The organism is Amycolatopsis sp. NBC_00348 (genome assembly GCF_036114655.1).
GTDB lineage: Bacteria > Actinomycetota > Actinomycetes > Mycobacteriales > Pseudonocardiaceae > Amycolatopsis.
Genome location: NZ_CP107994.1, coordinates 3,744,155 through 3,768,274 on the forward strand (window position 1 = coordinate 3,744,155; position 24,120 = coordinate 3,768,274).

The following is a 24,120-nucleotide window of genomic DNA, read 5'->3' on the forward strand; positions in this document are numbered from 1 at the left end:
CGCTCAGGCCGCCGTCCAGGCGCGCAGCTTCTCGGGGTTGCGCACCGCCCAGATGTGCTTGATCCGGTCGTCCTCGACGTCGAACGCGAACACCGTCACGGTGACGCCGTGCTGCCGGGAAAGCATGCCAGGCCGGCCGTTGACGGTGGTCTCCCGGAAGGTAATACCGGGCAGCACGTCCAGGATCGCGGCGCAGGCACGCGCGACCGCTTCGCCGCCGTACATCGGTTCGAGGCGGGCGGTCGCCAGCCCGCCGCCGTCGGCGGTCGCCGTGACGCCGGGGTCGAGCAGGCCGATCAGCGCCGCGATGTCCTGGGCTTCCCAGGCCACCTTGAAGCTCCGGACGAGGTCCGCCTGCTTGCCGGCCGGGGTGGCCACGGGTGGGCGCGACGCCTGGATCCGCCGGCGCGCCGACGAGGCCAGCTGCCGGCACGCCGCCGTCGACCGGCCGACGATCCCGGCCACTTCGGCGAACGGGTAGCGGTAGACGTCGTGCAGGACGAACGCGACGCGCTCGGCCGGGGTCGTCGCCTCGAGCACGACGAGGAAGGCCATGTCTACCGACTCGTCGAGGGTGACCCGGTCGGCCGGGTCCACGACGCCGATCCACTCCGTGCTGCCCGGCAGCGGCTCCGGGATCCACTCCCCCACGTACGCCTCGCGCCGCACGCGCGCGGAAGCGAGCTGGGTCAGGCAGATCCGGCCGGCGACCGTCGTCAGCCAGGCGCCGGGTGACGCGATCGCGTCCCGCTCCCGCGCGGACAGGGCGTACCAGCGGGCGAAGGTCTCCTGGACGACGTCCTCGGCGTCGGCCAGCGAGCCGAGGAGCCGGTAGCCGAGGCTGGTCAGGTGCCGCCGTTCGCTCGTGATCGGGTCGGGCCGGGTCATCGGGTCGCCTCACATTCCGCGGTGCTGCCTGGTCGTAGTCCTGACGAACCCCACGGCTTCGTTGTGACACGACCCCGCAGGAGGAACCATGACCCCGTTCACCGCCGCCGCGCCCGCGGAGCGCCTGGAGCGAGCGGCCACCGCGCTGAAGGAACACGGCTTCACCGTGGAGATCCTCGACGACGTCGCCGCCGCGCGCGACCGCGTCCGTGAGCTCGTCCCGGCCGGCGCGAGCGTGTTCACCTCGGCCAGCGAGACGACCCGGCTCTCGGGCATCGAGGAGGACCTCAACACCGGCGGCCGGTTCGACGCCGTCAAGCCGCGGGTCCTGGCGATGGACCGCGCCACCCGGGCCGACGACATCCGGCGGCTGATCGCCACCCCCGACTTCGTGGTGGGCAGCGTCGCGGCGGTCACCGAGACCGGGTCCGTGGTGGTCGCCTCGGGCAGCGGCAGCCAGGTGCCCGCCTACGCCGGCGGCGCGGGCCGGGCGATCTGGGTCGTCGGGGCGCAGAAGGTGGTCCCCGACATGGCCACGGCGTTGCGGCGCCTCGAAGAGCACGCGCTGCCGCTGGAAAGCGCCCGCGCCCAAGCGGTCTACGGTCAGCCGAGCGCGATCAACCGCCTGCTGGTCCTCAACGCGGACGGTCCCGGGCGCGTCACCATCCTGTTGCTGCGCGAGGCCGTCGGCTTCTGACTCAGCCGCCGAGGGAGGCGCTGCCGTCCGGGCCGGTGACCACGATGCGGAGGGTCACCGCGCCCGCGAACGGGATCACCGTCACCTGCCACGTCTGCGGTGTGCCGACCTCCAGGGTGCTCCGGGCCTTCGCCACCAGGGCCGGGACGCGGTCGACGGGCAGGGCGCGCAGGTCGAACGACGGGACCGTGACGCCGGTCGGCGCGAACACCACCGACAGGCGGTGCTCCTGGACGACCGCGGTGAGCACCTTCGTGACGTCCGCGTGCTGCGCCAGGCCGTCGACGGCACGGCGCAGCTCGCCCACGTCCGCCAGGGACTGTCCCGGGTCGACGGTGACCGTGGCCGAACCCGAGGACGACGTGACCGACGTGGGTTCGGCGGCCTCCGAGGCTTCGGAGGCTTCGGAGGCTTCCGCCGCCGGGGCGAACAGCTCGGTGCGGAACTGCAGGACGACCACGGCCACGCCGACCAGGATCCCGAGGAGGACGAGGAAGCCGTGCCCGGAACCGGCCGACGGCTTCCGGACCACAGTGGACTCGGGCGCGGACGCCAGGGTGGCGCCGGCCGCGCGGCGCGCCCATTCCGCGTCCGGCTCGACGATCCGGGCCTTCCACGGGCGGTCCGGCGGGTACGCGACGACCAGGACGTCACCCGGCCGGTAGCTGGGCAGGTCGACGAGGTTGACGTCGAGGCGGGCTTTGGCGCGGAACGACGGCTCGCCGTACGGGGCGACCGTGAGGTCGAACCGGACCGGCACGTCACCCGTCTCCGTGCCACTGGCGCGGAGGCTCTCGATCTTCGCGAGCGCCACGCGCGGCACGACCGCCGCCTCCCGCGCCCGCCGCGGCATCCCGGCGACGAACAGGAGAAGCCCGTAGGCGAAGGGAAGTCCGATGCCCGTGAGGATCAACGGGACGTTTTCGATGATGATGCCGGTGACGAAGGCGCTCACCGTCACCCCGATGACGGCACCGGTCAGGAACCCGCGGACGAGCTTGATCACGATGTTCTCCGGACTCTCGAAGGGCTCAGCGGGCCGGCAGCCAGCCGGCGAGGACGGGATCGCGCGGTCCGGACCATCCCGGTGTACCGGCGGCGGCCGGTGACGGCGCGGCCGAGCACCAGCAGGGTCACCACGAGCAGCAGCGCCGGCACCCACCAGTCGGCGTAGTAGAAGAGCCAGCCCCAGAAACCCCACGGCTCGTCCTGGTGGAACACCGGGTCGACGGCGGTGCCGACGGCGAGCGGCGGGAGCCACCCGCGGGCCGACACCCCGGCACCGACGGTGCCGCCCGCCAGCGCCAGCACGGCCGGGAACGCGGGACTCGCCGGCCGGCCCCGGTAGCGGCGCGCGGCGGCGCCGGCGAGGGTGGCCGCGAAGAGGCAGCCGAAGACGCCCAGCGTGCCCCAGACGACCACGTACGGCGGGTCCGCGTCGCCGCGGTCGTCGAAGATGCTGTCGATCGCCATGGTCCGGAACTGCGCCATGAACCCGCCGAACCCGAGTCCGGCCAGCACGCCCAGCGCCACGGTCGCGACCGAAGCCACGACCAGGGCGGTGAGCACCACCGGGTGCCCATGCCACCGTTCGTGGCGCTCGTGCCGGGCCCGCGCCGGATCCTTCGTGTTCACCGCAACCACCTCCTGTCCTCGAGACGCCACCAGCCTGCGCGGGCCCGGCTGCTACCGAACCCAGGTTTCGGCCACGATCAGGTGAGAAACCGGCGGCTCGTCGACCGGAAACAATTCTCGAATGCCGCGAAAATCGTCGCGGATTGTCGCGCGTGAAGCGACCAGGCGGGGCGTCACCAACCGCGGTGATCACTCACAGGAGTGACGATCGACAAGCCCGCAACCTGGCCCGTTGCGCCGGAAAGGGGAATTGCGAGACCTACTCAAATGGCAGCTATCCGGCTTTCCCGGTACTGCGTAACGTCGATTGACGGGTGCGGTTCTCGCACTCACGACTCCTGGAGGTTCTCGTGATTCGACGACCCCTGCGCACCGTGGCCGCCCTCGTCGGCGCCGCGGCCGCGGCCACCGCTTTCGCCACCCCGGCCTCGGCGGCCGCCGCGCCGTTGACGGAAGCCGCCGGCCCGGCCGCGCTGGCCGCCGCGCAGCACACGCTCGGCGGCTCCCTGGGTAGCGCCTTCGGGCTGTCCTGGCTGGACACCACCACCGGCGGCCTGGTCGTCGGCACGACCGACGCGGCCCGCGCGGCGCAGATCCGCGCCGCCGGGGCGACGCCGAAAGTGGTGCGGCACAGCGCGTCCGAGCTGAAGGGCGTCCAGTCGACGCTGGATCGCAGAGCCACCGGCGTACCCGCCTCGGTCGCCGGCTGGTACGTCGACGCGCCCGCCAACGAGGTCGTCGTGAGCGTGGTGGGCGGCGATCCGGCCGGTGTCGCGTGGGCCACCGCGGGCGGCGCGCCGGTGCGGGTGGAGCGCGTCGACCGGGCGCCGCGGCCGCTGTGGGACGCCATCGGCGGGCAGGGCCTCTACTTCAACGGCGGCGCCTGTTCGATCGGGTTCAACGCCTACAACGACAACGACGTCCACTTCGTCATCACCGCCGGGCACTGCACGGAACTCGGCGGCGCGGTGAGCGGCGTCGGCGGCCCCATCGGCAAGGTCGCGAAATCGTCGTTCCCCGACAACGACTACGGCACCGTCAAGGTGACCAGTGACGCCGTTTCGACGCCGCCGCGGGTGGACCGCCACGAGGACGGCACCGACGTGCGGATCGACGGCACGGACGTCGTGCCGGTCGGCGGCCGGATCTGCCGGTCCGGCATCACCACCCACTGGCAGTGCGGCCGCGTCATCGCGCTCGACCAGGCCGTGAACTACGGCGACGGCAACCTCGTGTACGGGCTCACGCACACCGACGCCTGCGCCGAACCCGGCGACTCGGGCGGCTCGTTCGTCAGCCGTCCCGCCGCGGGGTCCGGCACCAAGCTGGTGCAGGCCCAGGGCATGACGTCCGGCGGGTCCGGTGACTGCGAGACCGGCGGCGACACGTTCTTCCAGCCCGTGCGGGAGGTGCTGGACCGCTACGGCCTCACTCTCGAAACCAACTGACACCCGCTGACGGCTCGGCGGTCTCCCGGAGGCCGCCGATGCCGAGCGAGTCGTCGGGTGCCGGGGCTGTTCCGGGTTCCGTTTCCGGTTCCGCTGCCGGTTCTTCCGCTTCGGTTTCCGGCTCGGGCGGGTCCTCCAGGAAGTCCGCCGTCGGCACGTACAGCAACGCGCCGGTGTGCGGGGTCGAGAAGTCGAGGATGCGGTCGTGGTTCCCGGGCGGCGACCCGACGAACATGTTCTCCAGCATCCGCTCGATCACCACGGGCGACTTCGCGTAGCCGATGAAGTAGGTGCCGAACTCGCCGTACGCCGGGCGGCCGAACGGCATGTTGTCGCGCAGGATGTCCAGTTCGTTGCCGTCGTCGTCGGTGATCACGTTGAGCGCGATGTGGGAATCGCTCGGCTTCTCCGCGTCCGAAAGCTCCACATCGGACAGTTTGCGCCGACCGATCACCCGCTCCTGCTCCTCGGTGGACAGCGCGTTCCACGCCGTCATGTCGTGCAGGTACTTCTGGACGACGACGTAGCTGCCGCCGTTGAACCCGCCGTCGTCGTCGACGTACACGGCCGCGCGGGCGGCGCGGCCGGTCGGGTTCTCGGTGCCGTCGACGAAGCCGAGCACGTCGCGCGCGTCGAAGTAGCGGAAACCCTGCACCTCGTCGACGACGGTGACCGCGCCGGCGAGCCGCGCCATGATCAGCGTCTCCAGCTCGAAGCACAGGTCCATCCGGTCCGCGCGGAAGTGGAACAGGAGGTCGGCGTCACTCGTCACGCTTTCGTGGCGCTCGCCCTTGAACACGGGCAGCTCGTGCAGCTCGGCCGGGCGCGGGCTGCCGTAGACCCGGTCCCAGGCGGCCGAGCCGATCCCGGCCAGGCAGGAGAGGCCGCCGGTCAGCGACCGGAACCCGACGGACCGCCGCAACCCGGGCAGGTCGGCCAGCAGGTCCTTGACGACGTCCTCGCCGCCGAAGTCGATTCGCAGCAGCAGGAAGATGGCGGCGCGGGTGAGGGGTCCGGCGATCTCCTCGGCGTCACCCGGCGAGGCCTCTTTCGAAAGCATCCGCGACGATAGCATTCGCCGCCATCGCTCCCTCCTCCTACATTGGGGGACATGACTTCCACCGCCGACAAGGCCAAGCGCTTGCAGGAGCTGCACGCGGCTCCGGAACTGCTGCTCGTCGTCAACGTCTGGGACGCGATCACGGCGAAGGTCGTCGCCGAGACGCCGGGCACGCAGGCCCTCGCCACCCCGAGCCACGGCATCGCCGCCTCCCGCGGCTACCCGGACGGCGAAAAGATCCCACGCGACGAGATGATCGCCGAAGTCGCCCTGATCGTGCGCACGGCGGGCGACCTGCCCGTCTCCGCCGACCTCGAAGCCGGCTACGGCGACCCGGGCGGCACCATCGCCCGGGCCATCGAGGCCGGCGCCGTCGGGGCGAACCTCGAAGACCAGATGAAGCCGCTCGCCGAGTCCGTCAAGGCGGTCGAGGCGGCCGTCGCCGCGGCGCAGTCGGCCGGTGTCGACTTCGTGCTCAACGCCCGCACCGACGCGTTCCTCAAGATCGGCGACCAGGAGGAGGCGCTGACCGAGGCGATCACCCGCGGCCGCGCCTACCTCGACGCGGGCGCGTCGAACTTCTTCGCCCCCGGCAAGCTCGACGAGACCCAGGTCGGCCGCCTGGTCGAGGCGCTCGGCGAGCGCAAGGTCAACCTGATCGGCATCCCGGGCTCGATCCCCCTGGCCGTCGCGCAGAAGCTCGGCGTCTCCCGGGTCTCGTACGGGCCGTGGAGCCAGAACGTCGCGCTGACGGCCCTGGCCAAGCTGGCCGAAGACGTCTACGGCGGCGGTGGCCTGCCCGCCGACACCCGCAAGCTGAACTGACGGCGGATCCCTCGTTGTTTACAGTCACTGAAGTGATACGGTGACTGTAAACAACGAGAGGACGCCGCCGTGAGCGAGTTCGAGATCGTCACCGAGTACCCGCACCCCCGCGACCGCGTGTGGCGGGCGCTGACCGACCCGGCCCTGGTCCCCCGGTGGACGTCCACCGGCCAGGGCGGCCGTCCCGAGGGGTTCGTCCCCGAGGTCGGCACGCGGTTCCGGTTCGTCGGCAAGCCCGTGCCCGGCTGGGACGGCGTCGTCCGCTGCGAGGTCCTCGCCGCCGACGCGCCGGCCTTGCTGCGCTTCACCTGGCGCAACAAGGAAACCGACGAGCCGAGCTTCGTCACCTACCGCCTCGAGGACACCGCCGCGGGCACCCGCTTCACCTACTCGCACACCGGTTTCCGCGGCGTCGGCGGGCTCGTCATGTCCCGCCTGCTGCAGCGGGTCCGCCGCCGGATGCTGGCCGAGGGCCTGCCGCCGGTGCTCGACGACCTCGGTGCCGCCGCCTGAAGCTCAGGCGAGGTCAGGCCAGGTCCGGGATCAGCTCGCCGATCAGGCGGATGCTCTTCAGCACCTTGTCGTGCGGGATGCCGCCGATCTGCTGCAGGCACATCAGCCGGTCGATGCCGAGATCGGCGTAGGCCTGCAGCTTCTTGCGGCAGGTGTCCGGGCTGCCGACGATCAGCGAGTCCTGCGCGCTCAGCACCTCGAAGATCTCGTCGTCCGGCACCGATTCCCCTTGCAGGATCCGGGCGATCAGCAGGTTCGCGTCCGTCGGGCCGTTCTGCGCCTCGCCGCGCAGGAACTCACCCGTCAGGCCACCGCCGTCCGGCGCCGCCACCAGCTCCTGCTGGCGGGCGTTGAGGCGGACGAACTCGTTCGCCGCCTCGAAGAACGTCAACGCCGTCACGGTGTACCAGGCCGCGGCCGCGGCGGCGCCGTTGCGCATCGCCTCCTCGTCGGTGTCCGCGCAGTGCACGAACGTGAAGAAGCCGACCTGGTTGTTGACGAACGCGCCGACCGGGTCGGTACACTGCGCGGGCCGCCGCCCGGTACAGGCCGATCAGCCGGCCGGCGCGCTCCAGCGACTCCCACATCGTCGTGCCCAGCACGCCGACGCCGCGGCGCCCGGCCTCCTCGAAGGAGGACGCGCTCGCCGCCGCCTGCCACAGCGGCGGATGGGGCCGCTGCAAGGGTTTCGGCCCGATCGCGACGTCGTCGACGCGGTAGGCGTCGCTCTCGTGGGAGAACCGTTCGGAGGTCCACATCCGCGGCACCATCTCGAAGGCTTCCTGCGTCTGGGCGCGAGCGTCGTCCGGCTCGATGCCGAACAGGCGCCACTCCGGGATCGTCGAGCGGGTCAGGCCGAGCTCGACCCGGCCGCCGCTGAGGTGGTCGAGCGTCGCGGCGCGCTCGGCGACGCGGATCGGGTGGTTGAACCGGCCCGGCGCGAGCACCGCGGAGTGCCCGAGCCGGATCCGGCTGGTGCGCTGGGAAAGCGCCGCCAGCATCAGCTCCGGCGCGGACGACAGGCTGAACTCCCCCGCGCCGTGGTGCTCGACCTGCCACCAGCACCCGTAGCCCAGTTCGTCCGCGAGAACGGCCTGTTCGATCGCCTGGCCGAACCGGAGCTGCTCGTGGCCTTCGGGCCACGGCCGGGGGTTCTGGATCTCGTTGAACAGGTCGATCTGCATCCACGGCCTCCGGCTGCTCGGGTCTGCTCCTCGATGGCACTGAGAAGTCAGTCCCCGAGAGCGACGGCTCCGTTACTCATGTCGCACGTTCGGCGCAGTACTTCCGGCGGGCTACGGGTTCCGCGGCCAGAAGCCGCAGTGGTGGTCGGATCCGCTGTCGACGACGTTCCCACCGGCGGCCGTCAGGCTCAGCACGCTCGTCGAGGTGGCGGTCCCCGGGACGATGTCCGCCGCCCCGGGCGCGGCCGGGGTCCCGGTGCGGGCGAAGCCGCTCCAGTAGCCGACCATCCGCTCCCCGAGCCGGGCCTGGGCGGGATCGGTGAGCAGGTTCTTGCCGCCGAGGTCGAACAGGTACGGCGTGTCGGTGGCGTGCGCCGCGCCCTGGGCCATGCCGGGCACGTTGACCTGGTTGACGTTCGGTGCGTGCGACTCGGCGAACTCGTACGGGAACACCTTGGTCGTGCGCGCCAAGGCCTGGTTGCCGGCCAGAGTGGGACAGCTCCACGCCGCGTCGGTGATCACCGTCGAGAACGCCTCGACCGGCGTCGGGAACCGCTGCAGCGGGTACTCGCGCAGGACGTCCGCGGCGCGGACGCCGAACGCCGCCCGCACGAGCTGCGGGTAGGTCGCCTCGGTGATCGAGGACGGGTCGGCCATCGCCGCGCCGCCCATGAACGAGCGGGCTTCGTCGTGGTTGCCGCCCGAGAGGACCGGGATCCGGGCGATCCGGCCGGCGCGGACCGCGTCCGGCGGGTTCTCCGGCAGCAGGTCGGTGCCGTAGGCGAGGTGGTCGGAGAACGCCGTGCTCACCGGCAGCAGCTTGTCTGCGGGCAGGCGGCGAAGGCACTGCAGCGCGCCGGAACCTGTGCAGCCCAGCTGGTTCGCGGTCACGACGCCGTCGGCCTGGTCGGTGGCCAGCGAGGTGTAGGGCGTCTGCGCCGGGACGCCGGGGAACAACCCGCCCGCGGGCCAGTTCAGGAAGCAGGAGCCGGACGAGATCGCGACGCGCTGGACGAGCCCGGCGGCCTGCGGCGAGGTGAGCAGCGCGCACGCCGACATCCCGCCCGCGGACTCGCCGAAGACGGTCAGGTTGCCCGGGTCGCCGCCGAAGGCCGCGGCGTTGTCCTTCGCCCAGTGGGTGGCGGCGAGCTGGTCGGCGAAGCCGAAGTTCCCCGAGCCGGCCAGGCCGGGCAGCCCGAGGTAGCCGAAGACGCCGAGGCGGTAGTTGACCGTGACCACGACGACGTGCCCGCGCGAGGCCAGTCGCTGGGCGTCGTAGTCGGCGCCGGAGCCACTGGTGTAACCCCCGCCGTGCCACCACACCATGACCGGCAGCCGCTCGCCGGGCGCTTGGTCGCGCGGGGTCGTCACGTTGAGGAACAGGCAGTCCTCGGACGTCCCGGCGGCCTGCGTCCCCTGGGAGCAGCGGGCGCCGGGGCGGGTCGCGTCGACGACGCCGGCCGGGGCCGGCGCGGGCTGCGGCGCGGTCCAGCGGCGCTCCCCCGTCGGCGCGAGCGCGTAGCGGACGCCGAGGAACTCCCGCGCCGACGCGGTGGCCAGGCCGTGCACCTGACCGCTGGTGGTGCCGACGGTCAGCTGCGGCCCTTCGGGTGGCGGGCTCGAGCACGCGGCCGCGGTCAGGGCCAGCGCCACGGTCAGCGCGCCGGCGATCCGGGCTCGGACGGTCATGGGGTTTCCTTTCGGGTCGCCAGGTCGAACGTGCGGACCAGTTCGTCGCGCACCCGCGCCGCCGTGGCGGGCGTGCGGTCGGCGGTGACGCGGACCAGGGCGGCGTCGAGCGCGGCGCGGATCGTGCCGGCCATGATCGCGACGTCGAAGGCCCGGAACTCGCCGGCCTCGACCCCGGCGCGCAGCAGCGCGCCGACGTCGTCCAGCTCGGTCTGGTGGTGCCGGGTGCCGTCCCGCTCCTGCGCGGTGAAGACGGCGCTGAGCGCGGCCAGGTGCCGGGGATAAGCGGCGTAGAACTCGACGCTGCCACCGATGAAGGCGAGCAGGCTCGCCCGCGGCGACCCGGCCCGGACGACCCGCGGCCCCAGCTCCGCTCCGGCGAGCGCGTACACCGTCCGGACGACCTCGGCGACCAGGTCGGCGCGGTCCCGGAAGTGGTAGGTGAGCACGCCGCGGCTGACCCCGGCCGCCCGCGCGATCCGCACGGTGGACGCGGCGGCGTACCCGTCGCGGGCGAGCACGTCGATGGCCGCGTCCACCAGCTGCGCCCGGCGCGCGGCGTGGACGGCCGTCTCATTGCTCCGTTCGGGGGCCACCCTTGGTGATAGCCCGTGGCGGCCGCGGTTAAACAGTCCTGTTCAGAGTGACGACGTTGTGGCGCGGAATCCGTAGACCATCACCCGATCCGGTGAACTATTCCGACACGCACCTCACCTGATTGCGCATTCAGCCCGATCATGTACGGCCTACCGGGCGATGGGGGACAGTCTTTCGGGTACACCACGGTCTGGACTGATCATCCGAACGCCCTCGTCTGCGACACTTTGGAGCTAATGGCGGGAACGCAGCGTAGCGACCCGCCGGGGCGCAGGGGTGGAGGACGGATGACCACGCACCACCGACAGGCGGGCTTGCGTGCATGGACGCACCGCCCGCGCCACGCCCGCCGCTCGACCACCGGGCTGTCCCCGATCCTGGTCCTGGCGGCGACGATCCTGCTCCTCGCCGACACGGCTCTCGGCGTCACGGTGGTGATCCTGGTGTTCGCCACGCTGACCGTGCTGTGGACGGTCCGCCGGCCGCTGCGCAGGGCCGCGCGAGACCTGGACACGATCTTGACGGAGGAGCTGGGCCCCCGCCACCGCCGCGACGGCCTCCACTTCGCCGACCCGGCCCCCGCACAGAGCTAAGCCACCCGAAACTCGCGCCGGCCGCTCGTCGGTCCCTCCGGGCAGGGTGTTCGTCGCTGCGGGCAGTGTTGGCCACTCCGGCCGCTCCGGCCGCCGTGTTGGCCGCTCCGGCCGCCGTGTTGGCCGTTGCGGCCGCGGTGTTGGCCACCTCGGCCGCCGTATTGGCCACTCCGGGCGCCCGTGTTGGCCGCCCCGGCGGCCGTCTTTGGCCGGGTCGCCGAGGCGCGTGCTCCGGCTGTCCTACTCCGGGCGGCCGTTCCAGTGCACCACGTCCGGCCACTCCAGGAACTTCCGCAGGTGCTGCTCCTCCGAACGTCCGTGCAGCGGGAAGCGGAACACCGAACCATCCGGCCAAGTCAGCTCCTGCTTGCGGAAGCCGACCGCCGGGGCCTCGGGTTTCCGGGCCTCCCAGACGATCCGCGGCGCCGGCGCGTCGGCCGGGTCGACGTACGTCGAGCCCGTGTCCACCACGGCTACCGCCGTCGGGGAGAACGCCAGCCATGGGCCGCTCGCCGAGCCCAGGCGGTCGGTCAGGTCCAGCGCCTGTGCGTCCGCCGGGCCCGACACGCGGATCTCCCGCTGGAACGGACGGCCCCCGCCGCCGCCGTTGGCCAGGACAAAGACGGACACGACCGCGCCGCCGATGCCGCGGGCGATGTTCCAGAAGAACCTGCGGATCAGCCGCTTTCCCGCCACCGTCCCGTCGTGGCGGCGGCCGGGGACGTCGAAACCCAGGTCCGTGTCCCCCAGGCGCAGGACGATCACCGGCTCGTGCCACTGGTCCCGCAGGAAACCCTCGACGCGTTCCCGGAAGCCCGGACGGACCTGGGCGTCGGCCGACCAGCGTTCCGCGCGGTCCTGGAGTTCGGCCGCCCGGGTTTCTAGATGTCCAGGTCCTTCCGGGTGTCCTCCGGACTCCGGTCCCCGCCGATCTCGCTCTTGTCGAACCACGGTTCGTCCCCCTCGGGCGTGACAGCTTCCTTGCCTTCGGCGAAGGCGCCCTTCGCCGCGCCGATGCCCGCCTTGACGCCCGCGCCGGCTAGCAGCGGGCCGGCGCCCGCCGAGGTGCCGAACATCGTCGTGAGCACCCGGTTGCTCGGCTGGAAGCCCTGGGCGACCGCGCCGAAGCCGAACTTGGTCTGGCCGGGCATCACGCCGACCCGCAGCTTGGTGGTGAACTCGACGAGCTTCGTCGAGTACTTCGCCATGAACTCGATGAAGGTGTCGAGCAGCTTGCCGAACTTGCCCAGGTACCCGGTCACCTTCTTCAGCACGCTGGCGGCCTTGGCGATCGACGCGGTCATCGCGGCGGCCACCGAGCTGCCGAAGCTGATCACCGACGCCGCCAGCGCGGGCAGCCAGAGCGTGATCAGCCAGGACACCAGCTCGGTGATGATCCCCTTGATCACCTCTTCGATGACGACCATGACCATCGACCACATCTGCAGCACCTCGGCCACCGAACCGGCGGCCGAGCCGACGCCGCGGATGCCCGAGGAGAAGTCGCCGAGCGCTTCCTTCGCCGCGTTGCCGGCGTCGTCCACCCACTCGGCCAGCGCGGTGTCGCCGGTCTTCTCGAAGTCCTCGGCGAGTGCGACGAAGCCCTGGGCGATCGTGACGAAGTTCTCCGACGCGTGCCCGATGGCCGGGCCGTCGCCGGTGACCTGGTGCAGCGCGTCCTGCAGCGGCTGCACCAGCTCGAGCAGCATGTTCAGGCCGTGGCTGACGAGCCAGCCGATCGGGTCCATGGCGAAGGTGACCATGTCGCCGGCGGCCGCGCCGACGAACTTCGCGCCGTCGCCGACCAGCGCGCCGCCCGCGGAGGCCAGCTCGCCGAAGTTGCCCGCCTGGGCCGCCTGCTGGGCGTGCTCCCCGATGGACTTGCCCGCCTTGTAGGCCGTGCCCGCCACCGGCACGTAACCCGCCGCGCGGTCGAGGTTCGCGCCCGTGCTCTCGTCGTAGGGCTGGACGTCCAGCGCGTCGGCGATGCTCTTGTCCTCGCTCACTTGCCCTCCCCGACCGCGTCGATCTGCGCCTCGTACCGGCCGAACGTGATCACGCCGGCGTCTTCCATGCCCTGGTACATCTCCGCGGCCTTGGTCAGCTTCGTGGTGAAGCCGTCGACGCCGTCCTTCAGGTCGGTCAGCAGCGACCGCAGTTCGCCGAGCCGGTCGGTGTAGCCCTGCTTCGCGAACAGGCCGATGAGCCCCCACGCCTCGTCCGTGACGTCGGCGGCGTCGATCTTGGCGCCGAACTTGTCGGCTTCCTGCTCGTAGAACGGCAGCTGCCGGGCGTACGCGGAGATCGCGCCGATGTTGGTCTGGATTCCTTCTGGCATCGCGGGAGCTCTCTCGGTCGGGGTCAGTCGCGGCGGAGGATCGTGTTCTCTTCGAAGTAGTCGTCGTCCCGCGGGGCGGGCCGGCGTCGCGGTGCGGCCTGGGGCTGCTGCGGCCCCTGGGGCTCCGACGCAGGGGGTTCCGCCGTGGTTCCGAAGGCTTCGGCCTGCGCCTCGCGCACCTGCTCCTGCGTGTTGACGCCGAGCGTGTCGCCGAAGGCGTCGTCCACGATCCCGGCCTGCTGCTGGACGGCCCCGGCCACGGCCTGGCGCAGGGTCGTCATGATGATCGCCGCCAGCCGGCCCGCCTCGAGGTGCGTGGCCCCCGCGGCGAGCCGCAGGTCGGTGACGGTCCCGCCGGCCCCGGCCACGACCGTGACGTTGCCGTCCGGCGAGGTCACGGTCGTCGCCACCTGGGCGATCCGCTCCTGCATGTCGCCGACCCCGGCGAACCGGGTCTCGGCCTGGCGAACCTTCGCCTGGAAGTTCTGGAACTGGGCGATCAGCTCGTCCATGTGCGCGGACATCGTGTCTCCCTTGCGCGGTCTGGTGACATCCGCCCGCATGATGTCAGATCCGCGGGGGGTTCCGGTCCGTTTTCGGAGTTTCGCCCCGGGGTGGGCGACGGCCGTGCCCCCGCACCCGGCCCGATGTGTATCCGCCGCGGCACCGGGTAGCCGTACCGCACCCCAGGAAAGGCGGACGATGAACGACAAGGCGGAACACAAGGCCGAAGAGCTCAAGGGCCAGGCCAAGGAAAAGGTCGGCGACGCCACCGGGAACGAGCAGTGGCAGGCCGAAGGCAAGGCCGAGCAGGGCAAGGGTGCCCTCAAGCAGGCCGCCGACAAGGTCAAGGACGCTGTGAAGGGTCACAAGGACTGATCTCCCCGGGCCCCGGCCCGGGACGGCCGCCGCACTCCGGAGTGCGGCGGCCGTTTCACGTCCCGGTTATTCCCGGGCCGCCGGGAAACTTCCTGCTTTCCCATCCCCTGGCCACTCCGGCCCGGCCACCGGGAACCGGCGCACACTGAGGCGACGGGACGAGGGAAGGAAAGCCGGGATGGCAGCAGGGAACGGACCACGGATCGCCGTCGCGCTGGACGGTGCCGGGTGGCACCCCGCCGCGTGGCGGGAGCCGGAGGCGCGGCCGGGTGAGCTGCTCACCGCGGGGTACTGGGCCGACGTGGTCCGCGAGGCCGAAGCGGCCAAGCTGGACTTCGTCACCCTCGAGGACTCGCTGGCCCTGCAGACCGAGCAGTACCTCGACCGGCCGGGCGAACGCACCGACCTCGTCCAGGGCCGCCTCGACGCGGTGCTGATCGCCGCCCGCGTCGCGCCGCTGACCTCGCACATCGGGCTCGTGCCGACCGCGATCGTCACCCACACCGAGCCGTTCCACCTGTCGAAGGCGATCGCGACGCTCGACTACGTCAGCGGCGGCCGGGCCGGCGTCCGCGTCCAGGTCGCCGGGCGGCCCGCGGACAACCGGCACTTCGGCCGCCGCGAGTTCGGCGAGTTCCGGCTCGAGGACTCCACCACCCCGGACGTCGTGAGCCCGCTGTCGGAGCTGTTCGACGAGGCCGCGGACTACGTCGAGGTGCTGCGCCGGCTGTGGGACAGCTGGGAGGACGACGCCGAGATCCGCGACGTCGCGACCGGCCGGTTCGTCGACCGGGAGAAGCTGCACTACATCGACTTCGAAGGCCGCTGGTTCAAGGTCAAGGGCCCGTCGATCACCCCGCGCCCGCCGCAGGGCCAGCCACCGGTCACCGCGCTGGCGCACGCCGCGGTCCCCTACCGGCTCGCCGCCCGCTCGGCCGACGTCGTCTACGTGACGCCGTTCGACCGCGCGCAGGCCGGCGAGATCGTCACCGCGGTGCGCGACGAGCAGGACCGGGCCGGCCGCGCGGCCGAGACGCTGCACGTGTTCGGCGACGTCGTCGTGTTCCTCGACGAGACCGAGAAGGCCGCGGCCGACCGCAAGGCTCGGCTCGACGACCTCTCCGGCGCGAAGTACACCTCGGACGCCCACGTCTTCACCGGCACGCCCGCCGGGCTCGCCGACCTGCTGCTCGACTGGCAGGCGGCCGGGCTCTCCGGGTTCCGGCTGCGGCCGGGCGCGGTGCCGCACGACCTGACCGCGATCACCCGGGGCCTGGTCCCCGAGCTGCGTGCCCGCGGCGCCTTCCGCACCGAGTACGAGGCGGACACCCTGCGCGGCCTGCTCGGCCTCGCCAAGCCCGCCAACCGCTACGCCGCCTGAGGAGGCCCGCGATGTCCCAGCCCCGCAAGCAGATCCACCTCGCGGCGCACTTCCCCGGCGTGAACAACACGACCGTGTGGAGCGACCCCGAAGCCGGCAGCCACATCGAGTTCAGCTCGTTCGTCAGGCTCGCGCAGACGGCCGAACGCGCCAAGTTCGACTTCTTCTTCCTCGCCGAGGGCCTGCGCCTGCGCGAGCAGAACGGCGAGATCTACGACCTCGACGTCGTCGGCCGCCCCGACACCTTCACCGTGCTCTCGGCGCTGGCCGCGGTCACCGAGCGGCTCGGCCTGGCCGGCACCATCAACTCGACGTTCAACGAGCCGTTCGAGGTGGCCCGCCAGTTCGCCTCGCTCGACCACCTCTCCGCCGGGCGCGCGGCCTGGAACGTCGTCACGTCGTGGGACGCCTTCACCGGCGAGAACTTCCGGCGTGCCGGGTACCTCCCGCAGGACCAGCGCTACGACCGCGCCGAGACGTTCCTGCGCACCGCCTGGGAGCTGTTCGACTCCTGGCGCGGCGACGAGATCGCCGCCGACGCCGGCAGCGGCGTCTTCCTCCGGGATCCCGCCGCGGGCGCCTTTGCCCACCACGACAAGCACTTCGACATCGAGGGCCGGTTCCCGGTACCGCGCAGCCCGCAGGGCCGCCCGGTGATCATCCAGGCCGGCGACTCCGACGAGGGCCGCGAGTTCGCCGCGGCCACCGCGGACGCGATCTTCAGCCGCTACGGCACCCTCGAGGCCGGGCAGGCGTTCTACACCGACGTCAAGGACCGGCTGGCGAAGTACGGCCGGACGTCCGAGCAGCTGGTGATCCTGCCCGCGGCGACGTTCGTCCTCGGCGACACCGACGCCGACGCCCACGAGCGCGCCCACGTCGTCCGGCTGCAGCAGGTCAGCGGGCAGACCGCGATCAAGTTCCTCGAGCAGCTGTGGAACGCCGACCTGTCCGGCTACGACCCGGACGGCCCGCTGCCCGACATCGACCCGGTGCTCGGGGAGCACACGATCGCGCGCGGCCGGGCCAGCGTCCGGATGTACCGCGACCCGCAGGCCACCGCGAAGGAGTGGCGGCAGCTCGCCGAGGCGAAGAACCTGTCCATCCGCGAGCTGATCATCGAGGTCACCGGCCGGCAGACGTTCATCGGCTCCCCCGCGACCGTCGCCGCCACGATCGACGGCCTGGTCCAGGCGGACGCCAGCGACGGCTTCATCCTCGTCCCGCACGTCACGCCGGGCGGGCTCGACGAGTTCGCGGACAAGGTCGTGCCGCTGCTGCAGGAACGCGGTTCGTTCCGGACCGAGTACACCGGCACGACCCTGCGCGAGCACCTCGGCCTGGACGCCTGAACACGACGACGGCCCGGGTTTCGCTCCCGGGCCGTCGTCGTCGTTCCCGCCGGATCAGCCGATGTGCGTGCTGATGTCCGCGTAGTCGTTGCCCACCTTGGTGTACACGCCCGGGAAGTCCTTGCGCGCGCAGCCCTGGCCCCACGACACGATGCCGGCAAGCTTGCCCTCGACGTAGGCCGGGCCGCCGGAGTCGCCCTGGCAGGAGTCCTTGCCGCCCTCGGGCACGCCGGCGCAGAACATCGACGCCTTGTCGTAGCTGTTGCCGCCCGTGCTGTAGGCCGTGGCGCAGGAATCGTTGTCCACCACCGGAACCGACACCTTCAGCAGGGTGTCGGAGACGTCGCCGCCCTCGGACGTCGCGCCCCAGCCGACCACGGTGACGTCGGCGCCCGCCTGGTACGCGGCGTCGTCGGCCGACTGCACCAGCGTCGCCGGCTTGTAGGGCAGCTCCTTGTCCAGCGTCAGCACGGAGTTGTCGTGCTGCATGCCGGTCATGTCGAAGCCCGGGTTCTGCCAGACGTCGCTCACGCCGGCCTTCTCGCCGGAGGTGTCACTGAACTTGGTCTGGCCACCGATGATCTCCATCTGCGACGCCTCGACGCCGTCGGTGCAGTGCGCGGCGGTCAGCACCTTGTCCGGCGCGACCAGGGTGCCCGCGCAGTGCTGCGCACCGTTGACGTTGAAGATGACGGTGGCCGGGAACTCGTCGATGGTGGTCGCCGTCCCGCCCACGATCCGCGGGCCGGCACCGGCGGCGCCCGGTGCGGTCACGACGGCGAGCGCCCCGGCCGCGATGAGCGCCACTGCGGCCCGCCGGACCACCGAACGTCCGTCTACCTGCATGAACATCTCCCTTCAGGGGACCTGGAAGGTGGTGATCACGAGCAGACCAGACGGGCTCGGGTCTCGGTTAGCTACGAAAGTAGCAATCTGAAAGTTTGCGGAGATGGTTGGTTTTTGTCCGACACTTCTTGGCTCACACCGCTGACGGACGGGCCTCCCCTTCGCGCGCGAAGGTCGGTTCCGCCGCTTCCAGGCGGGGTACCGCGACGCCCAGCCGTCGCGCTTCCGCCAGGGTGTCGCGGCAGATCTCGCGCGGTTCCTCGGTCCCGGGGTCGGACTGCGCCTCGAAGTTCACGCGCAGCGGCGCGAAGTGCGCGGTCAGCCAGGCGAGCACGGGGGCCGTCAGCCAGGCGGGCGCACGCAATCCCACCACCCCGCCCCGGTGGCGTCGCAGGTCGACGCCACGCGCTTCGAGGAGCGGCAGCAGCTCGCGGCCGGTCAGCAGCGCTTCGCGAAAGGCGCGCCTCGACCCGGCCAGCTCGGCCAGCGAACCCAGTTTCAGGCCCTGCGTGTGCACGCCCGCGTTGAACGCGAAGTGGACCCACAGCCAGCCGCGGAAGTCGGGCTTCTCCCGCGGCCGGAACCTGGCCTCGCGAAACACCCGGCGCACGGCCTGCTCCCGGTCGGTCGGCGGCCGGTCGAGGGTGCCGAAGACGGCCTGCGGCAGCAGGGCCCCGCGGAGCACGCCGTCCGCGCCGAAACCACCGCCCGCTTGGGGAAAGCCCCACGCGACGCGATCGAGGGGGAGCTCCCCGATCGCGGCCGTCGGCTCGGCCCAGAGGTTGCCGAAGACCAGCACGGTGGCCGCGCCGACGCGCGGGGCCAGGAACGCCGCGGCCTCCGCGAGGCGGTGGTGCTGCACGCTCAGCACGATCAGGTCGAAGTCGTGGTCCGGCGCCAGCTCTTCGCGGTAGCGCACCGGCCACTTCTCGACGACCCGCTGCCCCCACGGCCGCCGCCGCGTGTCGAGCAGGTCGAGGTCCACCGCTCCCCCGTACGCCGCCGCGCGGCCCGGCCGGACGTAGAACTCGACCTCGTGCCCGGCCCGTTCGAGGGCCCAGCCGTACACCGTGGCGATCACGCCGCGGCCGAACATCAGGATCCGCAAGGCACACCTCATGAGCTAGGATGGAAATGGAGGTCATCTCCACTTCTCAAGCTAGGGAGGCCGGGTCCGGTTGTCAACGCGAGGTTCCGACAAGCCGTTGCGCGCCGACGCCCGGCGCAACCGCGACGCCCTGGTGGCCAAGGCCCGGGAGGTCTTCGACGCCGGGGGCTTCTTCGACCTGCGCTTCGACGACTTCGCGCGCTTGGCCGGCGTGGGCACCGGCACGCTGTACCGCCACTTCCCCACCCGGGAGGCGCTGGCCGAGGCGGTCTACCACGAGGAGGTCGCCGCGTTGTGCGACCGCGCCCGCCGGTTGCGGGCCACCCTGCCCGCGCAGGAGGCGTTGGCGGCCTTCCTGCGCGGCATGGTCGACCACATGGACGCCCACCAGGGCATCGCCCGGACCCTGGCCACGCTCATGACCACCGGCTCGAGTGCGCTCGCCGACGGCAGCCTGGCGCTGGAGCAGGCCGTCACCGAACTGGTGGCCGCCGCGGTGGAAGGCGGTTCCGTCCGCGACGACGTGGGCGCCGGCACCGTGATGATGGCGCTGCACGGCATCGGCGCGGCCCACGACCGCCCCGATTGGCGGGCCGAGGCCGACGGCGTCATCACCCTGGTGCTGGACGGGCTGACCAGGCCGAAGTAGCCCGTACCGGACTGCTCGTCCCGGAAGCCGAACCTTGCCGGAATAGCTGTTCCGGTACGCTGACGGAGCCGAGCACGAGGAGCCGCACATGCCAGCACCGTCGACCCCCGGCCTCATCGCCCGCGCGGCCGGGGCCGTCCACACCCGGGCGTTCTCGCTGCCGCCGGCGCGCACGGCGTACACGATCACGCGCGGGCTGCGGGTGCCTGCCCGTGACGGCGCCGAACTGGTCACCGACCACTACGAGCCGCGGGCCGGAGCGCGCGGCGCTGTGCTGATCCGGTCGCCGTACGGCCGCGGGCTGCCGGTCAGCCTGCTGCACGGCCGGATGCTCGCGGCGCGCGGCTTCCACGTCCTCGTGCAGAGCGTCCGCGGAACCGGCGGCTCGTCGGGCGTGCTCCGGCCGATGACGCAGGAGGCCGCCGACGGCCAGGACACCGTCGCCTGGCTGCGCGAACAGCCGTGGTTCGACGGCCGGCTGGCCACCCTGGGCGGTTCCTACCTCGGCTGGAGCCAGTGGTCCCTGCTGCGCGACCCGCCGCCCGAACTGAAGGCCGCCGTGGTGGTCGTCGGCCCGCACGACATGGCCCGCGCGATGTACGGCACCGGCGCGTTCGCCCTGGCCGACTTCCTCGGCTGGAGCGCCACCGTGCTCGCCCAGAGCGACGGCGGGCTGCGCCAGGCGATGACGTCCGGCCGCCGGGCGCGCAAAGCCACGCACGAGACGCCCCTCGGCGCGGCCGCGGAGACCGCGCTCGACGGCGCCGCGCCGTGGTTCGCCGGGTGGCTGTCCCACGCGGATCCGGCCGATCCCTTCTGGAACGCTTACGACGCAAGCGAAAGCCTCACCGAGGTCGAGGCCCCGGTCCTGCTCGTCGGCGGCTGGCACGACGTCTTCCTCGACCAGACCCTCGAGCAGTACCGGGCTTTGTCCACAAGGGACGTCGACGTCGCGCTCACGATCGGGCCGTGGAAGCACCTGGACACCCTCGCCGCCGCCGCGCGCGTGATCGACCGGGAGACCCTGGCCTGGCTCGAACAGCACCTCGACGGCGGTCCCGCACGCTCACAACCGGTCCGCGTGCACGTCACCGGCGCGGGCGAGTGGCGGACGCTGCCGTCGTGGCCGCCCGCGACCACCGACCGCGTGCTCCGCCTGCGGGCCGACGGGCGGCTCGGCGACACCGCCGGCGTCGAAGGCGCGTCCACCGGGTTCCGGTACGACCCGGCCGATCCGACGCCCGCCGTGGGCGGCCGGCACATGTCGGCCGGCGCCGGGGCGCGGGACAACCGCGCGCTCGAGGCCCGGCCGGACGTGCTGACGTTCACCTCCGAACCACTCGGCTCGGCGCTGGAGGTCATCGGGGCGCCGCGGGTGGAACTGGCGCTGAAAACCGACAACCCGCACGCGGACGTGTTCGTCCGGCTCTGCGACGTCGACCCGCGCGGCCGCTCCCGCAACGTCACCGAGGTCTTCCGGCGGCTCGATCCCGGCCGCGCCGGCGCGTTGTCGCTCGACCTGGGTGCCTGCGCACACCGGTTCGCCGCCGGGCACCGGCTGCGGCTGCAGGTCAGCGGCGGCGCCCATCCCCGCTACGCGCGCAACCCCGGCACCGGGGAACCGATCGCGACGGCGACGACGTTCACGGCCACGCGCTACACCGTCCACTGTGCCCGGTCGACGCTCACCGTGCCGATCGCGTAAGGGAACTACGTCGCCTCGGGTGGCGCGATCCGCTGGCGCCGCTGCCGTTCCAGTGCCGCGATCTGCCGGTTGGTCAGCCCCGGCTCCGGCAACGGCGTCGGCGCCTCGCGGGCGGGCTGCAGGCTGTCCAGCACGAGCCCGATCACCCGCCGGTACAACCGCGGGTGGCGCGGGCCGCCGAAGTCGACCGACGTCTGCACGGCCATCGACAGCAGCAGCAGGTCACCCGCGACGAGGTCGTCCCGCACGAGCCCGGCCTCGCGGGCGCGCCGGACGAGCCGTTCGAGGTGCGCCCCGGTCCGGTTGTGGCTGTCCTCGACGAGCTTCGCCAGCCGGTGCGGCGTGCGCGGGCGGGACCAGCCGAGCGTTTCGCTGTAGGACCCGTTCAGGAGCTCGCGGAAGCCGCGGTCGGGTGCCAGCGTCGTGACGCAGGTTTCGAGGAACCCGGCGATCCCGTGCCACGGGTCCGCGTCCGTGCTCGCGTCGAGCGCTTGCTGTTCCGCCGCCGCGAACCGAGGCTCGTAGACCTCGTGGATCAGGTCGTCCTTCGTCGCGAAGGTCCGGTAGACCGTCCCGACACCCACGCCGGCCGCCTTGGCGACGTCGGCCAGCGTGACGGTGAGGCCCCGTTCCGCGAACAGGCCGGCCGCGGTGGCCAGGATCCGCGCGAGGTTCTCCTGCGCGTCCCGCCGGCGCGGCCCGGTGCGGGTCGCCTCTGGTGTTCGAGGGGGCGCCATTTCCCGGATGCTACCGGCCTTCGCGGTGCCGCTCGTCCCGGCGGCTCGTGCTCACGAAAAGTTCAGGATCGATTCAGTAACTTCTGCTAGTCTCCCCGATGTTTCGCGGCTCACCGTGGCGCCGCGCCTGCAGCCGTTGCGCCGTAACCGGTGCGCGGCGCGAACTCATCGAGGAGTCACATGACAGCCATCGTCCGGGTCCACGGCCGCCAGGTCCTCGACAGCCGGGGCAACCCGACCGTCGAGGTCGACGTCGAGCTGGCGGACGGTTCGCTCGGCCGGGCCGCCGTGCCGTCGGGCGCCTCCACCGGCACGAAGGAAGCGGTCGAACTGCGCGACGGGGACAAGTCGCGGTTCCACGGCAAGGGCGTGCGCAAGGCCGTCGACGCGGTCAACGGCGAGATCGCCGAAGCGGTCGTCGGGCTCGACGCCGAGGCGCAGACCGAGGTCGACCACGCGCTGATCGCCCTCGACGGCACCCCGAACAAGGCCCGCCTCGGCGCGAACGCCACGCTCGGCGTCTCGCTCGCGGTGGTCAAGGCCGCCGCGGCCGCCAGCGGGCTGCCGCTCTACCGCTACGTCGGCGGCGTGTTCGCGCACCTGCTGCCGATGCCGATGATGAACATCATCAACGGCGGCGCGCACGCGGACAACCCGATCGACTTCCAGGAGTTCATGATCGGCCCGATCGGCGCGGAGACCTTCGCCGACGCCGTCCGGATGGGCTCCGAGGTCTTCCACACGCTGCGCAAGTCACTGCACGACGCCGGGCACGGCACCAACGTCGGTGACGAAGGCGGCTTCGCGCCGAACCTCAGCTCCGCCGACGAGGCGCTCGAGTTCGTCCTGCGCGCGATCGAGCAGTCCGGCTACAAGCCCGGCGAGGACATCGCGCTGCTGCTCGACCCGGCCGCGTCCGAGTTCTACACCGGCGAGGTCTACGACTACACCGGCGAGGGCCGCAAGCGCAGCGTCGAGGAGCACGTCGCCTACCTCGCCGAGCTGACCGCGAAGTACCCGATCATCTCCATCGAGGACGGCCTGGCGCAGGACGACTTCGAGGGCTGGAAGCAGCTGACGGACCGGATCGGCGACCGCGTGCAGCTCGTCGGCGACGACCTGTTCTGCACCAACGTGAACCTGCTCAAGGACGGCATCGAGCGCGGCATCGGCAACTCGATCCTGATCAAGGTCAACCAGATCGGCACGCTCACCGAGACGCTCGACGCCGTCGAGACCGCGCACAAGGCGGGCTACTCGGCCGTCATGTCGCACCGGTCCGGCGAAACCGAGGACACCACGATCGCCGACCTCGCCGTGGCCACCAACTGCGGCCAGATCAAGACCGGCTCGCTGTCGCGTTCCGACCGCACGGCCAAGTACAACCAGCTCATCCGCATCGAGGAGGAGCTCGGCGCCGAAGCGCGTTACGCCGGCGCGTCCACCATCAGCGGCCGCCGCTGACCCGATCCGGTCCGGAACCGCGCACGCCGTTCCGGACCGGGTCGCCGGCGACGCACATCAGCTGCAGCCGGGCCAGTCCGCGGACGTACCGGCTGGCCCGCTGGTCGCTCGGCATCACCAGCGTCGGGCGGGCGAGCAGCTCGCCGTTGTAGCGGGTCGCCAGCAACGCGGCGCAGGCACCGAACTCCGGGTCCAGCTCCGCCAGTGACAGCGCGACCTGGAACCCGTCCTCGGCCACCGCCAGCACGACGACCGTCAGGCTGGCCATCTTGTGCCGCGTGTCCACCGGCAGCGGGCCTTCGCGCAGGACGTCGTACAGGTGCACGCCGTGCACCTCGTGCCGCTCGTGCCGGCGGCGGGTCACGTACTCGACGTCGAGCCGGATCCGCGACCGCTCCCGCAGCTCGCCGATCCCGATCACCCGCGACGCGCACCCGGTCCCGGTGACCAGGAGCCCGACTGCTGACGGTTCCATCCCTCCACGCTAAGTCACCGTGGTCGCGGCGTACAGCCACGATACGGCCGCAGATAC

At 72.1% G+C, this 24,120-nt stretch carries 27 protein-coding genes; 11 read left to right on the top strand and 16 right to left on the bottom strand.

Features of this window, described 5'->3' with window-relative positions:
* Nucleotides 1-3 precede the first annotated feature (3 nt).
* Nucleotides 4-888 (bottom strand): RNA polymerase sigma factor SigJ, encoded by an 885-nt coding sequence (gene sigJ, locus OHS58_RS15990; RefSeq protein WP_328648797.1) that lies wholly within the window; start codon nt 886-888, stop codon nt 4-6.
* Nucleotides 889-976: 88 nt separating this feature from the next.
* Here sigJ and OHS58_RS15995 point away from each other — a divergent pair, with 88 nt between their 5' ends.
* A complete protein-coding gene (locus OHS58_RS15995) occupies nt 977-1,585 on the top strand; it encodes an LUD domain-containing protein (protein ID WP_328648798.1) in 609 nt (202 codons plus the stop codon).
* 1 nt (nt 1,586) lies between these two features.
* Here OHS58_RS15995 and OHS58_RS16000 read toward each other — a convergent pair whose 3' ends face one another.
* Both OHS58_RS16000 and OHS58_RS16005 read right to left on the bottom strand, forming a co-directional pair.
* Nucleotides 1,587-2,591, bottom strand: coding sequence for a hypothetical protein (locus tag OHS58_RS16000; protein WP_328648799.1), 1,005 nt, complete (start codon nt 2,589-2,591; stop codon nt 1,587-1,589).
* Nucleotides 2,588-3,220, bottom strand: a complete 633-nt coding sequence (locus tag OHS58_RS16005) for a hypothetical protein (RefSeq protein ID WP_328648800.1) — start codon at nt 3,218-3,220, stop codon at nt 2,588-2,590. The genes OHS58_RS16000 and OHS58_RS16005 overlap by 4 nt, the downstream gene beginning before the upstream one ends.
* Before the next feature lie 350 nt (nt 3,221-3,570).
* Between OHS58_RS16005 and OHS58_RS16010 the strand changes: the two genes are divergently transcribed.
* On the top strand, nt 3,571-4,668 hold the full coding sequence (locus OHS58_RS16010; RefSeq protein ID WP_328648801.1) for a S1 family peptidase: 1,098 nt from the start codon (nt 3,571-3,573) through the stop codon (nt 4,666-4,668).
* Here the strand turns inward: OHS58_RS16010 and OHS58_RS16015 are convergent.
* Nucleotides 4,649-5,728, bottom strand: coding sequence for a Dyp-type peroxidase (locus OHS58_RS16015; RefSeq protein ID WP_328648802.1), 1,080 nt, complete (start codon nt 5,726-5,728; stop codon nt 4,649-4,651). The two genes, OHS58_RS16010 and OHS58_RS16015, sit on opposite strands and share 20 nt — an antisense overlap.
* A gap of 51 nt (nt 5,729-5,779) precedes the next feature.
* Between OHS58_RS16015 and OHS58_RS16020 the strand changes: the two genes are divergently transcribed.
* Entirely contained in the window at nt 5,780-6,553 is a 774-nt protein-coding gene (locus OHS58_RS16020; RefSeq protein ID WP_326949067.1) for an isocitrate lyase/PEP mutase family protein, read from the top strand.
* 69 nt (nt 6,554-6,622) lie between these two features.
* Nucleotides 6,623-7,066: an SRPBCC family protein gene (locus OHS58_RS16025; RefSeq protein WP_247051251.1), complete on the top strand. Its 444-nt coding sequence runs from the start codon at nt 6,623-6,625 to the stop codon at nt 7,064-7,066.
* A gap of 13 nt (nt 7,067-7,079) precedes the next feature.
* Here the strand turns inward: OHS58_RS16025 and OHS58_RS16030 are convergent, their stop codons facing one another.
* From OHS58_RS16030 to OHS58_RS16045, 4 genes are all read right to left on the bottom strand, one after another.
* Nucleotides 7,080-7,457 (bottom strand): hypothetical protein, encoded by a 378-nt coding sequence (locus OHS58_RS16030; protein ID WP_328648803.1) that lies wholly within the window; start codon nt 7,455-7,457, stop codon nt 7,080-7,082.
* A complete protein-coding gene (locus OHS58_RS16035; protein WP_328648804.1) occupies nt 7,363-8,250 on the bottom strand; it encodes an LLM class flavin-dependent oxidoreductase in 888 nt (295 codons plus the stop codon). Before OHS58_RS16035 ends, OHS58_RS16030 begins: the two co-directional genes overlap by 95 nt.
* Before the next feature lie 111 nt (nt 8,251-8,361).
* The gene (locus OHS58_RS16040) at nt 8,362-9,939 is read right to left on the bottom strand and encodes a carboxylesterase/lipase family protein (protein ID WP_328648805.1); all 1,578 of its coding nucleotides are present in this window, start codon (nt 9,937-9,939) and stop codon (nt 8,362-8,364) included.
* Complete coding sequence (locus OHS58_RS16045; RefSeq protein WP_328648806.1) at nt 9,936-10,535, bottom strand: TetR/AcrR family transcriptional regulator; 600 nt, start codon at nt 10,533-10,535, stop codon at nt 9,936-9,938. Before OHS58_RS16045 ends, OHS58_RS16040 begins: the two co-directional genes overlap by 4 nt.
* 288 nt (nt 10,536-10,823) lie before the next feature.
* Between OHS58_RS16045 and OHS58_RS16050 the strand changes: the two genes are divergently transcribed.
* Nucleotides 10,824-11,129, top strand: coding sequence for a hypothetical protein (locus OHS58_RS16050; protein WP_326949062.1), 306 nt, complete (start codon nt 10,824-10,826; stop codon nt 11,127-11,129).
* A gap of 240 nt (nt 11,130-11,369) precedes the next feature.
* On the opposite strand, the gene OHS58_RS16055 is transcribed toward OHS58_RS16050, so the two are convergent.
* From OHS58_RS16055 to OHS58_RS16070, 4 genes are all read right to left on the bottom strand, one after another.
* Nucleotides 11,370-11,918 (bottom strand): hypothetical protein, encoded by a 549-nt coding sequence (locus tag OHS58_RS16055; RefSeq protein ID WP_328649818.1) that lies wholly within the window; start codon nt 11,916-11,918, stop codon nt 11,370-11,372.
* A gap of 92 nt (nt 11,919-12,010) precedes the next feature.
* Entirely contained in the window at nt 12,011-13,135 is a 1,125-nt protein-coding gene (locus OHS58_RS16060) for a hypothetical protein (protein ID WP_328648807.1), read from the bottom strand.
* Nucleotides 13,132-13,467 carry a hypothetical protein gene (locus OHS58_RS16065; RefSeq protein ID WP_247051244.1) on the bottom strand — a complete coding sequence of 112 codons (336 nt, stop codon included), beginning with the start codon at nt 13,465-13,467 and terminating at the stop codon, nt 13,132-13,134. The genes OHS58_RS16060 and OHS58_RS16065 overlap by 4 nt, the downstream gene beginning before the upstream one ends.
* A 23-nt stretch (nt 13,468-13,490) precedes the next feature.
* Nucleotides 13,491-13,991 carry a YbaB/EbfC family nucleoid-associated protein gene (locus OHS58_RS16070; RefSeq protein ID WP_328648808.1) on the bottom strand — a complete coding sequence of 167 codons (501 nt, stop codon included), beginning with the start codon at nt 13,989-13,991 and terminating at the stop codon, nt 13,491-13,493.
* Nucleotides 13,992-14,169: 178 nt separating this feature from the next.
* Here OHS58_RS16070 and OHS58_RS16075 point away from each other — a divergent pair, with 178 nt between their 5' ends.
* From OHS58_RS16075 to OHS58_RS16085, 3 genes are all read left to right on the top strand, one after another.
* Entirely contained in the window at nt 14,170-14,346 is a 177-nt protein-coding gene (locus OHS58_RS16075; protein ID WP_326953773.1) for a CsbD family protein, read from the top strand.
* Nucleotides 14,347-14,524: 178 nt separating this feature from the next.
* Nucleotides 14,525-15,727, top strand: coding sequence for an LLM class flavin-dependent oxidoreductase (locus OHS58_RS16080; protein ID WP_328648809.1), 1,203 nt, complete (start codon nt 14,525-14,527; stop codon nt 15,725-15,727).
* A gap of 11 nt (nt 15,728-15,738) precedes the next feature.
* A complete protein-coding gene (locus tag OHS58_RS16085) occupies nt 15,739-17,079 on the top strand; it encodes an NtaA/DmoA family FMN-dependent monooxygenase (protein ID WP_328648810.1) in 1,341 nt (446 codons plus the stop codon).
* A 54-nt stretch (nt 17,080-17,133) separates the two neighbouring features.
* Here the strand turns inward: OHS58_RS16085 and OHS58_RS16090 are convergent, their stop codons facing one another.
* Complete coding sequence (locus tag OHS58_RS16090; RefSeq protein WP_326949055.1) at nt 17,134-17,925, bottom strand: S1 family peptidase; 792 nt, start codon at nt 17,923-17,925, stop codon at nt 17,134-17,136.
* A gap of 133 nt (nt 17,926-18,058) precedes the next feature.
* Nucleotides 18,059-19,033, bottom strand: a complete 975-nt coding sequence (locus tag OHS58_RS16095) for a ketopantoate reductase family protein (RefSeq protein WP_328648811.1) — start codon at nt 19,031-19,033, stop codon at nt 18,059-18,061.
* A 70-nt stretch (nt 19,034-19,103) separates the two neighbouring features.
* On the opposite strand from OHS58_RS16095, the gene OHS58_RS16100 reads away from it, so the two are divergent.
* Together OHS58_RS16100 and OHS58_RS16105 are read left to right on the top strand one after the other, a co-directional pair.
* Nucleotides 19,104-19,682, top strand: coding sequence for a TetR/AcrR family transcriptional regulator (locus OHS58_RS16100; protein ID WP_328648812.1), 579 nt, complete (start codon nt 19,104-19,106; stop codon nt 19,680-19,682).
* Nucleotides 19,683-19,770: 88 nt separating this feature from the next.
* Complete coding sequence (locus tag OHS58_RS16105) at nt 19,771-21,387, top strand: CocE/NonD family hydrolase (protein WP_328648813.1); 1,617 nt, start codon at nt 19,771-19,773, stop codon at nt 21,385-21,387.
* 5 nt (nt 21,388-21,392) lie between these two features.
* Here OHS58_RS16105 and OHS58_RS16110 read toward each other — a convergent pair whose 3' ends face one another.
* Complete coding sequence (locus tag OHS58_RS16110; protein ID WP_328648814.1) at nt 21,393-22,124, bottom strand: TetR/AcrR family transcriptional regulator; 732 nt, start codon at nt 22,122-22,124, stop codon at nt 21,393-21,395.
* A 180-nt stretch (nt 22,125-22,304) separates the two neighbouring features.
* Between OHS58_RS16110 and eno the strand changes: the two genes are divergently transcribed.
* A complete protein-coding gene (gene eno, locus OHS58_RS16115) occupies nt 22,305-23,588 on the top strand; it encodes a phosphopyruvate hydratase (RefSeq protein ID WP_326949050.1) in 1,284 nt (427 codons plus the stop codon).
* On the opposite strand, the gene OHS58_RS16120 is transcribed toward eno, so the two are convergent.
* The gene (locus tag OHS58_RS16120) at nt 23,572-24,063 is read right to left on the bottom strand and encodes a molybdopterin-binding protein (RefSeq protein ID WP_326949049.1); all 492 of its coding nucleotides are present in this window, start codon (nt 24,061-24,063) and stop codon (nt 23,572-23,574) included. The genes eno and OHS58_RS16120 overlap by 17 nt on opposite strands.
* Nucleotides 24,064-24,120: the final 57 nt, after the last annotated feature.

Bases quoted from the DNA above. Each gene is read 5' to 3' on its own strand.
- sigJ (WP_328648797.1), bottom strand. From the start codon at position 888: ATGACCCGGCCCGACCCGATCACGAGCGAACGGCGGCACCTGACCAGC.
- OHS58_RS15995 (WP_328648798.1), top strand. From the start codon at position 977: ATGACCCCGTTCACCGCCGCCGCGCCCGCGGAGCGCCTGGAGCGAGCG.
- OHS58_RS16015 (WP_328648802.1), bottom strand. From the start codon at position 5,728: ATGCTTTCGAAAGAGGCCTCGCCGGGTGACGCCGAGGAGATCGCCGGA.
- OHS58_RS16020 (WP_326949067.1), top strand. From the start codon at position 5,780: ATGACTTCCACCGCCGACAAGGCCAAGCGCTTGCAGGAGCTGCACGCG.
- OHS58_RS16035 (WP_328648804.1), bottom strand. From the start codon at position 8,250: ATGCAGATCGACCTGTTCAACGAGATCCAGAACCCCCGGCCGTGGCCC.
- OHS58_RS16040 (WP_328648805.1), bottom strand. From the start codon at position 9,939: ATGACCGTCCGAGCCCGGATCGCCGGCGCGCTGACCGTGGCGCTGGCC.
- OHS58_RS16050 (WP_326949062.1), top strand. From the start codon at position 10,824: ATGACCACGCACCACCGACAGGCGGGCTTGCGTGCATGGACGCACCGC.
- OHS58_RS16065 (WP_247051244.1), bottom strand. From the start codon at position 13,467: ATGCCAGAAGGAATCCAGACCAACATCGGCGCGATCTCCGCGTACGCC.
- OHS58_RS16070 (WP_328648808.1), bottom strand. From the start codon at position 13,991: ATGTCCGCGCACATGGACGAGCTGATCGCCCAGTTCCAGAACTTCCAG.
- OHS58_RS16075 (WP_326953773.1), top strand. From the start codon at position 14,170: ATGAACGACAAGGCGGAACACAAGGCCGAAGAGCTCAAGGGCCAGGCC.
- OHS58_RS16080 (WP_328648809.1), top strand. From the start codon at position 14,525: ATGGCAGCAGGGAACGGACCACGGATCGCCGTCGCGCTGGACGGTGCC.
- OHS58_RS16085 (WP_328648810.1), top strand. From the start codon at position 15,739: ATGTCCCAGCCCCGCAAGCAGATCCACCTCGCGGCGCACTTCCCCGGC.
- OHS58_RS16090 (WP_326949055.1), bottom strand. From the start codon at position 17,925: ATGCAGGTAGACGGACGTTCGGTGGTCCGGCGGGCCGCAGTGGCGCTC.
- OHS58_RS16105 (WP_328648813.1), top strand. From the start codon at position 19,771: ATGCCAGCACCGTCGACCCCCGGCCTCATCGCCCGCGCGGCCGGGGCC.
- OHS58_RS16110 (WP_328648814.1), bottom strand. From the start codon at position 22,124: ATGGCGCCCCCTCGAACACCAGAGGCGACCCGCACCGGGCCGCGCCGG.
- eno (WP_326949050.1), top strand. From the start codon at position 22,305: ATGACAGCCATCGTCCGGGTCCACGGCCGCCAGGTCCTCGACAGCCGG.
- OHS58_RS16120 (WP_326949049.1), bottom strand. From the start codon at position 24,063: ATGGAACCGTCAGCAGTCGGGCTCCTGGTCACCGGGACCGGGTGCGCG.